This window comes from Burkholderia sp. E168m23 (assembly GCF_016586125.1).
Lineage (GTDB): Bacteria > Pseudomonadota > Gammaproteobacteria > Burkholderiales > Burkholderiaceae > Burkholderia > Burkholderia orbicola.
This window is the reverse complement of the sequence record NZ_BCPP01000056.1, coordinates 1-14,525: the sequence shown is the minus strand read 5'-3', so window position 1 is coordinate 14,525 and position 14,525 is coordinate 1. Positions and strand designations below refer to the sequence as shown.

Annotated in this window: 16 protein-coding genes and 2 pseudogenes; 10 read left to right on the top strand and 8 right to left on the bottom strand. The window is 66.7% G+C overall.

The genetic code is table 11. The features are described from left to right. Positions 1-241: 241 nt before the first annotated feature. Positions 242-427: pseudogene (locus tag JMF90_RS05140) on the top strand (hypothetical protein); the annotation flags it as partial. 65 nt (positions 428-492) lie between these two features. Here the strand turns inward: JMF90_RS05140 and JMF90_RS05135 are convergent. Continuing rightward, on the bottom strand, positions 493-1,017 hold the full coding sequence (locus tag JMF90_RS05135) for a GNAT family N-acetyltransferase (RefSeq protein WP_050768812.1): 525 nt from the start codon (positions 1,015-1,017) through the stop codon (positions 493-495). A 280-nt stretch (positions 1,018-1,297) separates the two neighbouring features. Then, positions 1,298-1,945: a glycine zipper 2TM domain-containing protein gene (locus tag JMF90_RS05130; RefSeq protein ID WP_011548816.1), complete on the bottom strand. Its 648-nt coding sequence runs from the start codon at positions 1,943-1,945 to the stop codon at positions 1,298-1,300. 462 nt (positions 1,946-2,407) lie between these two features. On the opposite strand from JMF90_RS05130, the gene JMF90_RS05125 reads away from it, so the two are divergent. From JMF90_RS05125 to JMF90_RS05115, 3 genes are all read left to right on the top strand, one after another. After that, complete coding sequence (locus tag JMF90_RS05125) at positions 2,408-3,607, top strand: amidohydrolase family protein (protein ID WP_011548817.1); 1,200 nt, start codon at positions 2,408-2,410, stop codon at positions 3,605-3,607. 67 nt (positions 3,608-3,674) lie between these two features. Then, entirely contained in the window at positions 3,675-4,859 is a 1,185-nt protein-coding gene (locus tag JMF90_RS05120) for an amidohydrolase family protein (RefSeq protein ID WP_011548818.1), read from the top strand. 55 nt (positions 4,860-4,914) lie between these two features. Further along, positions 4,915-5,388 (top strand): nuclear transport factor 2 family protein, encoded by a 474-nt coding sequence (locus JMF90_RS05115; RefSeq protein WP_006480256.1) that lies wholly within the window; start codon positions 4,915-4,917, stop codon positions 5,386-5,388. A 72-nt stretch (positions 5,389-5,460) separates the two neighbouring features. Here the strand turns inward: JMF90_RS05115 and JMF90_RS05110 are convergent, their stop codons facing one another. Beyond that, positions 5,461-6,324: a LysR family transcriptional regulator gene (locus JMF90_RS05110; RefSeq protein WP_011548819.1), complete on the bottom strand. Its 864-nt coding sequence runs from the start codon at positions 6,322-6,324 to the stop codon at positions 5,461-5,463. Positions 6,325-6,467: 143 nt separating this feature from the next. Here JMF90_RS05110 and JMF90_RS39990 point away from each other — a divergent pair. After that, positions 6,468-6,551, top strand: a pseudogene (locus JMF90_RS39990) (ankyrin repeat domain-containing protein); the annotation flags it as partial. A 115-nt stretch (positions 6,552-6,666) separates the two neighbouring features. Here the strand turns inward: JMF90_RS39990 and JMF90_RS05105 are convergent. Then, a complete protein-coding gene (locus JMF90_RS05105) occupies positions 6,667-7,356 on the bottom strand; it encodes a nucleotidyl transferase AbiEii/AbiGii toxin family protein (protein WP_011548820.1) in 690 nt (229 codons plus the stop codon). Beyond that, positions 7,353-7,832, bottom strand: a complete 480-nt coding sequence (locus JMF90_RS05100; RefSeq protein WP_011548821.1) for a helix-turn-helix domain-containing protein — start codon at positions 7,830-7,832, stop codon at positions 7,353-7,355. The genes JMF90_RS05105 and JMF90_RS05100 overlap by 4 nt, the downstream gene beginning before the upstream one ends. Positions 7,833-8,295: 463 nt before the next feature. On the opposite strand from JMF90_RS05100, the gene JMF90_RS05095 reads away from it, so the two are divergent. Together JMF90_RS05095 and JMF90_RS05090 are read left to right on the top strand one after the other, a co-directional pair. Then, positions 8,296-9,099: an ABC transporter substrate-binding protein gene (locus tag JMF90_RS05095; protein ID WP_011548822.1), complete on the top strand. Its 804-nt coding sequence runs from the start codon at positions 8,296-8,298 to the stop codon at positions 9,097-9,099. A gap of 31 nt (positions 9,100-9,130) precedes the next feature. Next, entirely contained in the window at positions 9,131-9,979 is an 849-nt protein-coding gene (locus JMF90_RS05090; protein ID WP_011548823.1) for a phytanoyl-CoA dioxygenase family protein, read from the top strand. A 76-nt stretch (positions 9,980-10,055) separates the two neighbouring features. Here the strand turns inward: JMF90_RS05090 and hutC are convergent, their stop codons facing one another. Beyond that, the gene (gene hutC / locus JMF90_RS05085) at positions 10,056-10,793 is read right to left on the bottom strand and encodes a histidine utilization repressor (protein WP_006480260.1); all 738 of its coding nucleotides are present in this window, start codon (positions 10,791-10,793) and stop codon (positions 10,056-10,058) included. A 41-nt stretch (positions 10,794-10,834) separates the two neighbouring features. Then, entirely contained in the window at positions 10,835-11,377 is a 543-nt protein-coding gene (locus JMF90_RS05080; RefSeq protein WP_011548824.1) for a helix-turn-helix domain-containing protein, read from the bottom strand. 134 nt (positions 11,378-11,511) lie between these two features. On the opposite strand from JMF90_RS05080, the gene JMF90_RS05075 reads away from it, so the two are divergent. The 3 genes from JMF90_RS05075 to JMF90_RS05065 are packed head-to-tail and all read left to right on the top strand — an operon-like array spanning position 11,512 to position 13,942. After that, entirely contained in the window at positions 11,512-12,294 is a 783-nt protein-coding gene (locus tag JMF90_RS05075; RefSeq protein WP_011548825.1) for an aldolase, read from the top strand. A gap of 50 nt (positions 12,295-12,344) precedes the next feature. Then, positions 12,345-13,241 (top strand): dihydrodipicolinate synthase family protein, encoded by an 897-nt coding sequence (locus tag JMF90_RS05070; protein ID WP_011548826.1) that lies wholly within the window; start codon positions 12,345-12,347, stop codon positions 13,239-13,241. After that, the gene (locus JMF90_RS05065; RefSeq protein ID WP_011548827.1) at positions 13,238-13,942 is read left to right on the top strand and encodes an MOSC domain-containing protein; all 705 of its coding nucleotides are present in this window, start codon (positions 13,238-13,240) and stop codon (positions 13,940-13,942) included. Before JMF90_RS05070 ends, JMF90_RS05065 begins: the two co-directional genes overlap by 4 nt. A gap of 17 nt (positions 13,943-13,959) precedes the next feature. Here JMF90_RS05065 and JMF90_RS05060 read toward each other — a convergent pair. Continuing rightward, on the bottom strand, positions 13,960-14,525 hold a 566-nt coding region (locus JMF90_RS05060), incomplete at its 5' end, for an SDR family oxidoreductase (protein ID WP_201324975.1).

Here is a 14,525-nt window from a genome sequence, read left to right as displayed (position 1 = left end):
TATGTGAGTGTGTGCTCACATATAGCTGATTATGTGCGTGAAAGCTGGATAAGCAACGGACGCGTGTTCCGTGCCAGGCGTGCGCAGACTGTGCGGCATGGTACGACGACGTATAAATGTGATCCCATAGCCCGGCGCGTCGATACCCTTACCCACATGGCATGCCCATGGCGCCCATCGTCGTCGTTCATCTTTCTCTCTCCGATCACCCGCCTCGCAGCGGGTAACGCGCCACGCCTTCATCGTCACATTCGACTGCGACTACCAACTGGCGAACGATGCGGTGCGCACGCGAGCGCCGATCGTGCAGAACGTGACGGTCACGACGCCAGGGCTGATCTACGCGTTCAGCGTGAGCGCGATGACGCCGACGCAAGCGACGATCGCCGGGCAGGTTGTCAACACGACGATCGCCGATAAGCGATGAGATGAGGTAATGCGCCACGACGTTCGCGTGCGGCCGGCCGGTACCTGCACGCGAACGCGAATACGCTACGCCAGCGTCTTCACCATGTAGTGCTCGTCGTAGAAGCGGCCATCGACGAACAGGGAGCGCGGTTCCGTGCCGAACCGCACGAACCCCTGCGATGCATAGAGCCGCTCCGCGGTACGGTTGACGTCGTTCACGCACAGCATCAGTTGCTTGCATCCCCACGCGTTCGCCGCATGCCCGGTCGCGCTGTCGAGCAGCGCCTGCGCGATGCGTTGCCCGCGATACGCGGCATCGACGTACACGCCCCAGATCGTCGCCTTGTGTGCGATCTTCGTGCGCGCGTCGCGGCGTACACCGGTGATGCCGACGAGCGTGTCGCCGTCGAACGCGCCGAACACGGCCTGTGCCTGCGTCGGCGTGAGGCGCTTCGCGAATTCGTCGACCGGCACCTGCGATTCCTCGTCGAGCGTCGGCAGGAAGGACGTGGGCGCGGTGTCGACCGCGCGCAGGCGGACGGTCTGGAACTGCGCCGCATCGGCGGCGTCAAGCAGGCGGATCGTGATCTTTATCGTCATCGGCAGCATTCCGGTTGTGGGCCGTGCATGCCGGCGCGCCGCTGCTGCGGTCGCGGGATGCATCGCCCTTATCGTAATAGGAATCCGGATGTCGCGGAGCGATGGTCGGTGCGTCGCAGGGGTAGCGGGCACGATCGTGAACGGAGAAGACAGGGATGGCGGCGCGTCGTGCCGCGATCAAGGAGGGCGCGCGTAAGGGGTGTAAAGCGCGTGCGCCGTCGCGCCGCACCGGCGCCCGACGTCAAACCGGCGACGTGCGCGCGATCAATTCACGCGCACGCCAGCGGCATCAATAGCGCGACAGTTGATTGCCGTTGATCTGCACCCGGTCGCCCGGACGCAGGTTGCCCGGCGACTGCACGTCGAACGAGCGCATCGAGCCGTCGCTCACCTGCACGTCGATCCGGTAGCTGCTCGGGCCTTGCGCGGCGCCCATCTGCTGGCCGATCTGGTTGCCCGCCACCGCCCCGCCGAGCGCGCCGATCACGGTCGCCGCATCGCGGCCGTGACCGCGGCCGAACTGGTTGCCCACCAGGCCGCCAACCAGCGCGCCGACGACGGTGCCGGCGATGCCTGACGGGGCGACCGAGCCGTTGACCGGCTGGATGTTCGACACGGTGCCGTACTGCGTGCCGTACGGGGTCGCGTATTGCTGCTGATTGCCGTACTGATCATACGGCTGCGAGCCGTATTGCGACGGGTTGCCGTATTGATCGTACGGCTGCGGCGCCTGGTTCGGATACGCCGGTTGCTGCTGCACGTAGCCCGGTTGCGAGTACGCGGGCTGCCCATAGCCGGGCGTCGCGTATTGCTGCTGTTGCGAATAGCCCGGCTGTGCGCCGTAGTAGCCCGGCGCGACGCAGGCAGTGAGCGGAAGCGCCGCCACGGCGACGAGCGAGGCGAACAGAACGGTCTTCGTGGAAGGCATGCGCATCATGATGATTCCTGCATCGGCAACGTGTCCGCCGATGGATTCCCGTGATGGGTGGCGAACTCGGCGTGAGTATAAGGAATGGCCGGATGCGCGTCCGGTGCGGCCGGGTAACAACGTGTAAAGTCTGTTGCCGCGTAAATCCCCGGTGGGGCGGGGCGTCGAAGCCGTGCGCGGCAAGGACATGGCGCGGCTTCCCGGCGCACGCGTGCCGACGACGCGACCCGTGCATTGCCGAAGACATTTCGGCCATTTCCTCGACGATCGCGCCCCCGTCGCGCCCGGCCCGGCAGGCTTCCGCGCCGCGCATCGCGAAATCGAATGCGCGGCATCGCGACATTTAATTGGCCTCGGGCGGCAGCGTTCGATATCGTGGCCGGATTCCCTGCCAACGGTCGCGCCGCGCCGGCCGCGGTCCTTCCTCGATCCGCGCCGGTGTCGCGCCGCGACCGCCCCACATTCGAAGCCATGACCGAACGACTCTTCATCAACGCCCGCGACGCCGGCGGCCAGCTCGTCAACCTCGTCGTCCGCGACGGCCGCTTCGCCGCGATCGGCGCCGATTGCACAGCCGCGCCCGGCGCGCAGACGATCGACCTCGACGGCCGCGTCGTGCTGCCCGGTTTCGTCGACGGCCACATCCATCTCGACAAGAGCTTCGTCGGCGATCGCTGGGTGCCGCACGAACCGGTCGGCTCGCTGCGCGAGCGGCTCGCGGTCGAGAAGCGCCAGCTCGCGGCCGCGCCGCCTACCGTCGAGCGGGCGAATGCGCTGATCGCGCAGGCCGCCGCGTTCGGCACGATCGCGATGCGCAGCCACGTCGACGTCGATGCGACGACGGGCCTGTCGAACCTGCACGCCGTGATGGCCGCGCGCGAACAATGGCGCGGGATCGTCGACATCGAACTGGTCGCGTTTCCGCAGGCCGGCGTGATCACCTGCCCGGGCACCGCCGAGATCCTCGACGCGGCCGTGCGCGAAGGCGCCGACGTGGTCGGCGGGATCGACCCGACGACGCTCGACGGCGACGCGGATGGTCAGCTCGACATCGTGTTCGGCATCGCCGAGAAGCGCGGCGCGAAAATCGACATTCACCTGCACGAACCGGGCGACACGGGCATCGCGCAACTGCTGCGGATCGCGGCGCGCACGCGCTCGGCCGGGCTCGCCGGGCGCGTGAACGTGAGCCATGCATACGCGCTCGGCCAGGTGAGCGACGACGACGTGCAGCGCACCGCTGCGGCACTGGCCGAAGCCGGCGTGTCGATCCTGACGAATGCGCCGGGCGACTGCGCGTTTCCGCCGGTGCAACGGCTGCGCGACGCGGGCGTGCATGTGTTCGCGGGCAACGACAACATTCGCGACGCGTGGTGGCCGTACGGCAACGGCGACATGCTGCAGCGTGCGATGATGGTCGGCTACCGGTCGGGCTTCTACACGGACGAAGAGCTCGGCATCGCACTCGACATGGCGACGCACGCCGGCGCGCGCGCGATCGGCAAGGAGAACTATGGAATCGCGGTCGGCTGCGACGCGAGCTTCGTCGCGGTGCGTGCGCCGAACGCGGCGGCGGCCGTCGCCGGCGTGCCGGCCGAACGCTGGGTATTCCGCCGCGGCGAAAGCGATACGGACGCACCGTTCGCGCCGTCGCTGCGCTTCACGCGCTGACCCACTCGACCGGCGGCACGGCCCGCGCCGTGCCTGCGTTGCACTGACCGACCCGACTGGAACCGACATGACGAACCTGCTGATCCGCAATGTCCGCACGAGCGCCGACGCGGCGCTCGATATCCTGATCGAAGGCGATCGCATCGCGCGGGTCGGCCCGGCGCTCGATGCGCCCGCCGGCTGCGCGATCGAGGACGGTGCGCTCTCGTTGGCGTTGCCTGGCCTCGTCGAGGGCCACACCCACCTCGACAAGACCCACTGGGGGATGCCGTGGTATCGCAACCAGGTCGGCCCGCGCCTCGTCGACCGCATCGAGAACGAACGCCACTATCGCGCGACGAGCGGCCACGACGCGGGTGCCGCGTCGCTCGCGCTGGCGCGCGCGTTCCTCGCGGCCGGCACGACGCGCATCCGTACGCACGTCGACGTCGATACCGAAGCCGGGCTGCGCCATTTGCACGGCGTGCTCGCGACGCGCGAGACGCTGCGCGGGCAGGTCGAGATCCAGATCGTCGCGTTTCCGCAATCGGGCGTGCTCAAGCGGCCGGGCACCGATGTGCTGCTGTCCGACGCGCTCCGCGCTGGTGCCGACCTGCTCGGCGGGCTCGATCCGTGCGCGATCGAAGGCGATCCGGTCGAGGCGGTGGACGTGCTGTTCGCGATCGCCGAACGCCACGGCCGCGGGCTCGATATCCATCTGCACGAGCGCGGGTCGATGGGCGCGTACTCGCTCGACCTGATCCTGCAGCGCACGGCGGCGCACGGGATGCACGGCAAGGTCACGATCAGCCATGGTTTCTGTCTTGGCGATCTCGCCGAACGCGAGCGCGACGCGCTGCTCGCGCGGATGGCCGAACTTGGCGTCGCGATCGTCACGACCGCGCCGGCCGCGGTGCCGGTGCCGCCGGTGGCCGCATGCCGTGCGGCGGGCGTGACCGTGATCGGCGGCAACGACGGCGTGCGCGACACGTGGACGCCGTATGGCTCGCCGGACATGCTCGAACGCGCGATGCTGATCGGCATGCGCAATGATTTCCGCCGCGACGATGCGCTCGAAGTCGCGCTCGATTGCGTGACGCACGGCGCGGCGCGCGGCTGCGGTTTCGCGGATTACGGACTGCAGCCGGGTAGCCGCGCGGACGTCGTGCTCGTCGATGCGCTGACGTTCGCCGAGGCCGTCGTCGCTCGGCCGGTGCGGCGGCTCGTCGTGTCGTCCGGAAAAATCGTCGCGCGCAACGGCGCGCTGGTCTGAGCGCCGCGTCGCCCCGGTATGATCCGGTTTTCAGCCGGATTTCCGGGAGACGACGATGCGACGCACGACCGCGGCACGGGCCGCACGATGGATGGCGGCGGCCCTGTTCGCCGTGACGGCCGCGCATGCGGTGGCGGCCGGCCCGGCCGACGCGCAGCAGGAAGCCAACCGGCGCACGGTGCTCGCGTTCTACGAGAAAGGGCTGAACGAGAAGGATGCGGACGCCGCGCTCGCGTATGTCGGCGATCGCTACGTGCAGCACAACCCGAACGCGGCCGATGGTCGCGACGGCTTCCGCAAGTTCGTCGCGTTCCTGCGCGATAAATATCCGCAGTCGCACAGCGAGATCAAGCGCTCGTTCGTCGATGGCGACTACGTGATCCTGCACGTGCACGCGGTGCGCGAACCGGGCACGCGCGGCAGCGCGATCATGGACATCTTCCGGCTCGAACACGGCAAGATCGTCGAACACTGGGACGTCAACCAGCCGGTGCCCGAGCAGGCGGCGAACGGCAATACGATGTTCTGATTGTTCTGATTGTTCTGATGCGTGTAGTGCGCGGCGCCCCTGTGCGCCGCTTCCGTTTGCAATCCGCTTCGCCTACCGCTCTTCGAGTTCCAGCATCGCCGCAAGCGCCTTCGTCAACGCGCTGACCATCGGGTCGGCCGTCGGCCGGTGCAGGATCGCGATGTCCATGTGCTCGATCGGCGCGAAGCCCTGCTTCGCGGTCAGCACCACGTGCTCGTCGGTCACCACGCGCGCGGGCAGCACGCTGATGCCGAGCCCGTCCGCGACGGCCGCCTGGATGCCGCTCAGGCTCGACGTCGTGAAGCTGATCCGCCAGCGGCGGCCGCGCTCCTCGATTGCCTTGATCATGTCGTCGCGATAGAGCCCGCGCGGCGGGAACACGACGATCGGCACCGGGTCGAGATTGATCGACGGATGCTTCGCGCTGTCGATCCAGCGCAGCTTCTCCGGCCAGCGCACGACCGCCTCGCGGCTGTCGCGCCGCTGCTTGATCAGCACGAGGTCGAGTTCGCCGCGATCGTACGCGGCGCTGATGTCGCGGCTCAGCCCGCACGTCACTTCGAGCTTCACCTGCGGATGCTCGCGCTTGAACGCCGCGAGCGCATGCGTCGTGCGGCCCGCGGCGAAATCGTCGGGTACGCCGAGCCGGATCGTCAGCGCGACCGTCGCACCCGACAGCGCCTCCAGCATCTCGTCGTTCAGCGCGAGCATGCGTCGCGCATAGCTGAGCACCGTCACGCCCGCGTCGGTCGGCCGCACGTCGCGCGCGCCGCGATCGAGCAGGCGGTGGCCGGCGATTTCCTCGAGCCGGCGCACCTTCTGGCTGACCGTCGACTGTGTCGAATGCAGGCGCGCGGAAGCGGTCGTGAAACTGCCGCAATCGGCGACCATCACGAGCGCGCGCAGCAGGTCGATGTCGAACAGGGGTCTATTCATTTCTGCACTTCTGTGGATTCGGGCATTTCATTTTCAAATGCGTGCGATGACTTTTAACATGGCCGGACATCGCGGGCAATCGCGGTTTCGCCGGACTTGGGAGTGGTGTTTGGCGGGATTTTGAGGCGCCAGACGACATCCAATGGATGACGCTCGCGCACAGCGCCGATCTGCGCAGCCCGATCCGCTATCGCTGCACCGCGTGGATTCCGGCGGCCGAACGCGGTCGTGCTCGACGACGCGGCGAACGGGACGTGCGGATCGAACGGCGTGACGCCGCTGCCGCCCGCGCGACGGCGGGTATGGGGCGAACGAGCGGGCTGGTGGCGGGGCGCAGTAGGTTTAGCGGCGGCGCGATTTGGGTTCCGGCGTGCCGCCGGGGAGTTTTCGCAGGAATGCGTCGGCGAGTTCAACACAATAGTCGAACGACGGCGTGTAGCCGAGTGTCCGGATGTCGTCGAAGCGCGGTTGAACGAAGGCACGATGCTCGTTGAGCAGACGCAGAAACGTGTCGCGATGCCGAACGAGGAACGCACCGGCGTCCATCAGGCTTTCCGGCTCCCGCTCGATGACCAGGCACAGATCGAACAGGTCCCGGGCGGTCGGACGATCGCCGCGGTGCCACATTTTCTTGGCGACGATTTCCGCGGAAGTCTCGACCTTGACGACGCGATCCATCAGCATCCATTCGTCGTAGCCGGGAGACGTCAGATTCCGGGAGACCACGAAGTCGATTTCGCCGTCGGGCAGCATCAGCTTCACGAACCCGGCGTGTTCCTCATAATTCGGCGTGATGTCGGACGCGGCATCGCTGATGCGAGGGTTCACGTACCCGAGATACTGCGGATCGGGTACGAAGATGTCGACGTCCTTGCTGACGCGATGGCCGTGGCGCAGCATGAGGACGGTGCCTCCGCCAAATGTCCAGAACGGACTCGACGTGCCGTGCTTCCGTATCTCTTCGATCAGTGTCAGTGCGTGGCGAAAAAGACCCTGCCACGGGCCGTCGGGCAAAGTGGATGGTACGGTCATGCCCATACTTCCCGATACAGATGAAGGTCCTTCGACCAAGCGGCAAGATTTTTCCAGATAGTCCGAAGCGGGGTGCCCGAGCGCTCGGCGGCTTCCTCGGCCGCCTTCACCACGACAGGCAGCGGCACTTCGTCGAGGATGACGGAGAACTGTGATTCGTACCCCTCCGGAATTCGTCCCGTGGTCAACGCATCGGCCAGCAGTCGTTCGGTCAGTTCACCCTTGTAGCTGACGTTCGCGCTCACGACGGCTTTGTAAAGACCGTTTTGAGCCTGTCGCGGCAGTGCCAGAAGTTCAATGCCGAGCACACTGAGCAACGGGATGAGCTTGTTGATACCGAGATCCTTGACCTTGCCGGATTCGAGCTGGTTGACGGTAAGGCGAGACAACCCGGCGAGCTTGGCAAGTTGCGCCTGCGTGAGGTCGAGTTCGGCCCGCCGTTTTGCGACGGCCTGTCCGATTTCATAGAGTTGCATGGCGACCTCCCGACGAAGGTTGGGTGCTCTTCAATGTAAGCTATATCTTACATCTTGAAGCGCGATATTGGTGTTGAAAAATTCCATCGCAGTATAGGTCGCATTGCCGGTAGGTTCGATGGAACTGCGGGAAACTCATCGCCGTGGTGACCGGTGTAGATCACTTCCTCTCGTTAACATTCGGAAAGCGCATTCTGTGTCAGGTATGGATCGCGCGGGGTAAACACCCGAAAATTCCTGGAAAATCTCACAATTGAGCATCGCCTCGCCTCTCGGTTTCGATCTTCTCTCAATCCGCCGCCCCTCCCGTATTTCCCCGCTTGCGCTCAAAAATCAAGCAGTCTAGACTGCATCGCAGTTTCATCGAAGTCCGTCGTCTTTCACGCCCCGCGCCGCCCCCCCGTCGCGACGCCCCACCGGACGCCGGCATCGCCCGCCGCGTCGAGACTTTCAAGGACCCGCCATGAACCGCACCGCAAAGCTCTTCGCCACCGCGCTGGCGTTCGCGCCGCTCGTGTCGTTCGCGCAGGATACGGCGACGATCCGCTGGGGTATCGACCCCACCTATCCGCCGTTCGAGGCGAAGCAGCCCGACGGCTCGCTCGCCGGCTTCGACATCGACCTGCGCAATGCGATCTGCGAGCAGCTGCATGCGAAGTGCGTGTGGGTCGAGCAGGGCTTCGACGGGATGATCCCGGCGCTGCGCGCGCGCAAGTTCGACGTGATCATGTCGGCGATGACGGCCACCGACGAGCGGCTCAAGCAGATCGACTTCTCGAACAAGCTGTATGCGTCGCCGGGCGCGCTCGTCGCGCCGGTCGGCTCGAAGCTGCTGCCGAGCGCCGCGTCGCTCGCCGGCAAGCGCATCGGGATCGACCAGGGCACGACGCAGGAGGCGTACGCGAAGGCCGAATGGGCGACCAAGGGCGTGACGATCGTCTCCTACCAGAATCAGGACCAGGTGTACCAGGATCTCGTCAACGGCCGCCTCGACGCGACCTTCCAGGACAAGACGCAGGCCGGCTACTCGTTCCTGAAGACGCCACGCGGCAAGGGCTACGCGTTCGCGGGCCCGGACGTGACCGACGCGCGGATCACCGGCTACGGCGTCGCGATGGGCATACGCAAGGGCGACGCCGACATGAAGAAGCGGCTGAACGACGCGATCGTCGCGATTCGCGCGAACGGCACGTACCAGAAGATTGCCGCGAAATACTTCGACTTCGACATCTACGGCGCGAAGCAGCAACTGACTTCGGCGCCGTGACCCCGTGACTCATTCGATCGACAGGCACACCATGACGAGTATCCAGGAGCGCGTCGCGCAAGCCGTGACGCCCGAACTGATCGCCGCGTTCCGCGAGGAAGGCGCGGTCTGCATCAAGGGCATTTTTTCGCCTGACGAAGTGGCCGCGCTGCGGGCCGGCATCGACGCGAACCTCGCGCAACCGAGCGAACGCGCGAAAGTCGCGAGCCGGCCCGACGATCCGGGCTGGTTCTTCGAGGATTTCTGCAACTGGCAGCACAACGACGCGTATCGCGATTTCATCGTGCGCTCGCCGGCGCCGTCAGTCGCCGCCGCGCTGATGGGCACCGACCACGTGCGGCTGCATCATGATCACCTGCTCGTGAAGAAGCCCGGCACGCGGCAGCGCACGCCGTGGCATCAGGACCAGCCGTACTACGACATCGAAGGCGACGACAACGTCAGCATGTGGATTCCGGTCGATCCGGTGCCGCTCGAATCGACGCTGGAATTCGTCGCGGGCTCGCATCGCGGGCCGTGGCTGATGCCGCGCACGTTCATGGACAAGGAGGCGAAGTGGTTTCCGGAAGGCAGCCTCGCCGACCTGCCCGACATCGAAGCCGACCGCGCGGCCTTCCCGATTCGCCGCTGGGCGCTCGAACCCGGCGACATGGTGTGCTTCCGGATGCTCACGCTGCATGCGTCGGGCGGCACGCAGAACCGCCGCCGTGCGTTCTCGATCCGCTTCGTCGGCGATGATATCCGTCACGCGCCGCGCCGCTGGAAAACGTCGCCCGATTTCCCCGGGCTCGCGGCGCAACTGGCCGACGGCGCACCGCTCGATCATCCACTGTTTCCGGTGGTGTGGTCGCGCGACGCGGGGCAGGTCGGCGCGATCTGAGCAGCGCAGGTAACGAATACGGCGGCCGTTTCATGACGAAACGGCCGCCGTGCGTTGAGGGGCTTGCGACGAACGATCAGGTCGGGTGGCGCCCCGCGCCTGGCTTGAAGCGCGAACCGAGCCGGTAGCGGTTGCCCGGATGCAGGAAGTGCACGAACGTGACGGGCAGCCCGTCCGTCCATGTGCGGCGCGTGAGCGTCAGGCACGGCTCGTCGGCGCGCATGTCGAGCAGCCGCGCCTGCTCGCTGGTGGGCAGCGACGCGTCGACGACGTGCTCGATTTCAAGTTCGTAGTGCGACACGTTGTTGTACAGGTACTCGGACGGCGGCTCGGTCTGGAAATCCTGGTCGATGAAGCCGGGCGCGGCGGCCGGGTTCACGTAGCGATCCTCGAGCTGAATCGGGCGGCCGTTTTCCTCGTGCACGCACACCACGTGAAAGACCGGCGTGTTGACCGGCAGGCCGAACGCGGCCGCGACGTCGAACGACGCGGGTTCGCTCGACTGGCTCAGCACGCGGCAGCGATATTCGTGCCCGCGCGCGCGGATTTCGTCGCGGATGTGCGCGATCATCAGCAGGTTCGACTGCGGCTTCACCTCGGCGACGAAGGTGCCGACGCCTGCGGTGCGCTTGAGCACGCCTTCCTCGGTCAGCTCACGCAGCGCGCGGTTGACCGTCATGCGTGCGACGCCGAACTGCGCGGCGAGATCGAGCTCGGACGGAATGCGGTCGCCGGGGCGCCAGTCGCCGGACTCGACGTTCTGACGGACGAGCGTCTTGATCTGCTGGAACGGTGCGGTGGCCTTGGTGACCATCGGAAGATCCTTGCGCGAAAAAGTGACGAGAAGTGACGAGGCTAGTCGTCGTGGCTGACGATGACCAGGATCTCCGCCTGCGCGGTGCCGAGGCTGCGCGTGCGGTGCGGGATCAGTGCGTTGAAATAGACTGAATCGCCGGCCTTGAGTTGCACCGTCTCGTTCGGAAATTCGATTTCGATGCGTCCCTTGTGTACGAACAGGAATTCCTCGCCCTCGTGCTCGCGGAACGTCGATGCGACGAATTCGTGCGGCGGATGCACGACGAACGGCAGCATTTTCTTCGGCGCGACGCCCGCTGCGATGCTTTCGAAGCGATGCGCGTGGCTGTCGGCCGCCGCCCCCATTGCCGTGCGCTCGCCGGCGCGCGTGACCGTGATCAGTTCGCGGTTGCGGCTTTCCGAGAACAGTTGCTCGACGTCGACGTTCAGCGCCTTCGACAGCTTCAGCGCGACCGCGATCGACGGCACGCTCAGGCCGCGCTCGACCTTCGACAGGTAGCTCTTGGTGAGGCCGGTCTCGTCGGCCAGCACGTCGAGCGTCCAGCCCTTCTGTTTTCTGAGCAGCTTCAGGCGAATCGTCATGGGGCGCCAGGTGTCCTTCGAAAAACCGATTGTAACGCATGACACAAAGTGTCATTCGGTGTATCGTGTGTCATTCGTGATCGGGGAAACGGCCGCGGACGGCGCGGCAGACCCGGTTCATTCAGGAGGCGAACATGGCGGAAACGCTGAATTTGACGAAGGAAGCGCTGGTCGCGCTGGCAGAGCGGCGTCTGGAAAACGAGGTGGGGGACAGCGGCTGGTCCGCGCGACAAAAGCTTGCGCTGACCTGCCGGATTTTGTTCGACGCCGGCCACGACTCGGGCCTGGCCGGGCAGATCACCTGCCGCGCGGACGCGGCCGGCACGTACTACACGCAGCGGCTCGGGCTCGGCTTCGACGAGATCTTGGCCGCGAACCTGCTGCGCGTCAACGAGGATCTCGACGTCGTCGACGGCGATGGCATTCCGAACCCGGCCAACCGGTTCCATACGTGGATTTATCGCGAACGCCCGGACGTGAACTGCATCATCCATACGCATCCCGCGCATGTCGCGGCGCTGTCGATGCTCGAACAGCCGCTCGTCGTGTCGCATATGGATACCTGCCCGCTGTACGACGATTGTGCGTTCCTGAAGGACTGGCCGGGCGTGCCGGTCGGCAACGAGGAGGGCGAGATCATCTCGAAGGCGCTCGGCAGCAAGCGCGCGATTCTGCTGTCGCATCACGGTCAGCTCGTGGTCGGCAAGACGATCGAGGAGGCGTGCATTCTCGCGCTGTTGATCGAACGCGCCGCGAAGCTTCAACTGCTCGCGATGTCGGCCGGCGAGATCAAACCGGTGCCTCCGGCGTTGGCGCGTGAGGCGCACGACTGGATCTCGAAGCCCAAGCGCGATGCGGTGACGTTCGACTACTACGCGCGCCGCGCATTGCATACGCATCAGGATTGCGTCGCGTAAGCGAGTGCACCGTTCCGATCTTTTTAGTCAATCATTGAGGAATACCAATCGTGTCCATCCTGTTGAAAGGCATCATTGCCTACCCGGTCACGCCGTTCTCCGCCGACGGCGACGTCGACCTGACAGCGCTCGATGCGCTGATCGAACGCCTGATCGCCGACGGCGTTCACGCGATCGCGCCGCTGGGCAGTACCGGCGAAAGCGCCTACCTGTCCGACGCCGAATGGGAGGCCGTCGCTACCGCGTCGATTCGCGCGGTGCGCCGGCGCGTGCCGACCGTCGTCGGAATTTCCGATCTCACCACGGCGGGCGCGGTGCGCCGCGCCCGCTTTGCCGAGCAGGCCGGCGCCGATGCGGTGATGGTGCTGCCGGTGTCGTACTGGAAGCTCGGCAACGACGAGATCGTCGCGCACTACCGTGCGATCGGCGACGCGATCGGCATCCCGATCATGCTGTACAACAACCCGGCGACGAGCGGCGTCGACATGTCGCCCGAGCTGATCGCGACGATCTGCCAGACCGTCGACAACGTGACGATGGTGAAGGAAAGCACCGGCGACATCGGCCGGATACACCGGCTCGCGCAATTGAGCGACGGCACGATCCCGTTCTACAACGGCAGCAATCCGATGGCGCTCGCCGCGCTGGCCGCCGGCGCGGCCGGATGGTGCACGGCCGCGCCGAACCTGAATGCCGCGTTGCCGCTCGCGTTGTTCGACGCGATGTGCGCGGGCGACCTCGCGCGCGCCCGATCGGTCTTTCACGCGCAGTTGCCGTTGCTGCAGTTCATCGTCAACGGCGGGTTGCCGGTGACCGTGAAGGCCGGGCTGAGGCTGCGCGGCTTCGACGCCGGCGAACCGCGGCGACCGCTGCTGCCGCTCGGCGACGCACGCACACGAGAACTCGAGCGCCTGCTCGCGGCGCTGCCGGACGGTGTGGCGGCATGAGCGCCGACGCACGGCTGGCGATCGCGGTCGCCATCGGCGCGGTGCGGATCGGCGTGAGCCGGCCGCTCGCCGGCACACCGCACGCGAGCGCGATCGACAAGCAGCCGGTGGACGCACGCCTGTGGCTGGGCGCGCTCGGCTTTGCCGGCGACCAGCAGGCCGATGCGCGGCATCACGGCGGCCCCGACAAGGCCGTTCATCATTATGCGCATGATCACTATCCGTGGTGGACCGGGCAGATCGGCGCGCGCGACGTGCTCGCCCGGCCGGGTGCGTTCGGCGAGAACCTGTCGACGCGCGGCATCACCGAGCACGACGTGTGTCTCGGCGACGTGTTCACGCTGGGCGGCGCGGTGCTCCGGGTGTCGCAGTCGCGGCAGCCGTGCTGGAAGCTCAACGCGCGTTTCGATCATCCGCGGATGGCGGCGCTCGTGCAGCACAGCGGCCGGACCGGCTGGTACTACCGCGTGCTGCAGGAAGGCTGGGTGGCGGCGGGCGATGTGCTGGCGCTGCACGAGCGCCGCTACCCGGAATGGCCGCTGTCGACGGTGCTCGACGTGCTGTATCGACGCACGCTCGACATGGCCGCGCTCGATGCGCTGTGCGACGTGCCGCTGCTGCCGCCCGGCTGGCGCAAGATGCTCGAAAAACGCCGGACCGGGCGGCAGGTCGAAGACTGGACGAAGCGGCTCGAAGGATGACGGGCCGCGTCCGGCGCTTACTTCGTCGGCAGGTTGCGCACGTCGGCCGTCGGCTCGGTACCGAACACATCGCTCAGCGCATAGCCGATCAGTTGCCGGGCGGTCGCCTCGGGCGTGGCGAGCGCGCCGCTCGACTTCAACTGGTCGAATTTCTCGCGCATCGGGAAGTTGTCTTCGCCGGTCGCGCGGATCGTGGCCTGCATGCCCGTATCGACGACGCCCGGTGCGACGCTGCAGATCCGCAGCGCGCCGTTCGCGTCGAGCGCGACCGCGCGCGCATGATGATCGAGCGCGGCCTTGGTCGCGCAGTAGATGCTCCAGCCGGCATACGCATTGCGGGCCGCACCGCTCGACAGGTGCACGATCCGGCATTCGGTCGCGGCCGAGGCGGCTTGCGCGAGCGCGGCCGACAGCATCAGCGGTGCGGCGACGTTCAGGCCGACCGCGCGGGCGACGATCGCCGGGTCCTGCGCGGCGAGCGGGCCGATCGGGTCGACGATGCCCGCGTTGTTGAACAGCAGCACGAGTGACGCGCCGTCGACGAAGCGGCGCAGCGTGTCGCCGGCCAGCCAGCTCGCAATGG

What these genes read in the sequence shown, in the direction of transcription:
- JMF90_RS05135 (WP_050768812.1), bottom strand. Translation starts at nt 1,017, where the DNA reads ATGCTGCCGATGACGATAAAGATCACGATCCGCCTGCTTGACGCCGCC.
- JMF90_RS05130 (WP_011548816.1), bottom strand. Translation starts at nt 1,945, where the DNA reads ATGATGCGCATGCCTTCCACGAAGACCGTTCTGTTCGCCTCGCTCGTC.
- JMF90_RS05125 (WP_011548817.1), top strand. Translation starts at nt 2,408, where the DNA reads ATGACCGAACGACTCTTCATCAACGCCCGCGACGCCGGCGGCCAGCTC.
- JMF90_RS05120 (WP_011548818.1), top strand. Translation starts at nt 3,675, where the DNA reads ATGACGAACCTGCTGATCCGCAATGTCCGCACGAGCGCCGACGCGGCG.
- JMF90_RS05115 (WP_006480256.1), top strand. Translation starts at nt 4,915, where the DNA reads ATGCGACGCACGACCGCGGCACGGGCCGCACGATGGATGGCGGCGGCC.
- JMF90_RS05110 (WP_011548819.1), bottom strand. Translation starts at nt 6,324, where the DNA reads ATGAATAGACCCCTGTTCGACATCGACCTGCTGCGCGCGCTCGTGATG.
- JMF90_RS05105 (WP_011548820.1), bottom strand. Translation starts at nt 7,356, where the DNA reads ATGACCGTACCATCCACTTTGCCCGACGGCCCGTGGCAGGGTCTTTTT.
- JMF90_RS05100 (WP_011548821.1), bottom strand. Translation starts at nt 7,832, where the DNA reads ATGCAACTCTATGAAATCGGACAGGCCGTCGCAAAACGGCGGGCCGAA.
- JMF90_RS05095 (WP_011548822.1), top strand. Translation starts at nt 8,296, where the DNA reads ATGAACCGCACCGCAAAGCTCTTCGCCACCGCGCTGGCGTTCGCGCCG.
- JMF90_RS05090 (WP_011548823.1), top strand. Translation starts at nt 9,131, where the DNA reads ATGACGAGTATCCAGGAGCGCGTCGCGCAAGCCGTGACGCCCGAACTG.
- hutC (WP_006480260.1), bottom strand. Translation starts at nt 10,793, where the DNA reads ATGGTCACCAAGGCCACCGCACCGTTCCAGCAGATCAAGACGCTCGTC.
- JMF90_RS05080 (WP_011548824.1), bottom strand. Translation starts at nt 11,377, where the DNA reads ATGACGATTCGCCTGAAGCTGCTCAGAAAACAGAAGGGCTGGACGCTC.
- JMF90_RS05075 (WP_011548825.1), top strand. Translation starts at nt 11,512, where the DNA reads ATGGCGGAAACGCTGAATTTGACGAAGGAAGCGCTGGTCGCGCTGGCA.
- JMF90_RS05065 (WP_011548827.1), top strand. Translation starts at nt 13,238, where the DNA reads ATGAGCGCCGACGCACGGCTGGCGATCGCGGTCGCCATCGGCGCGGTG.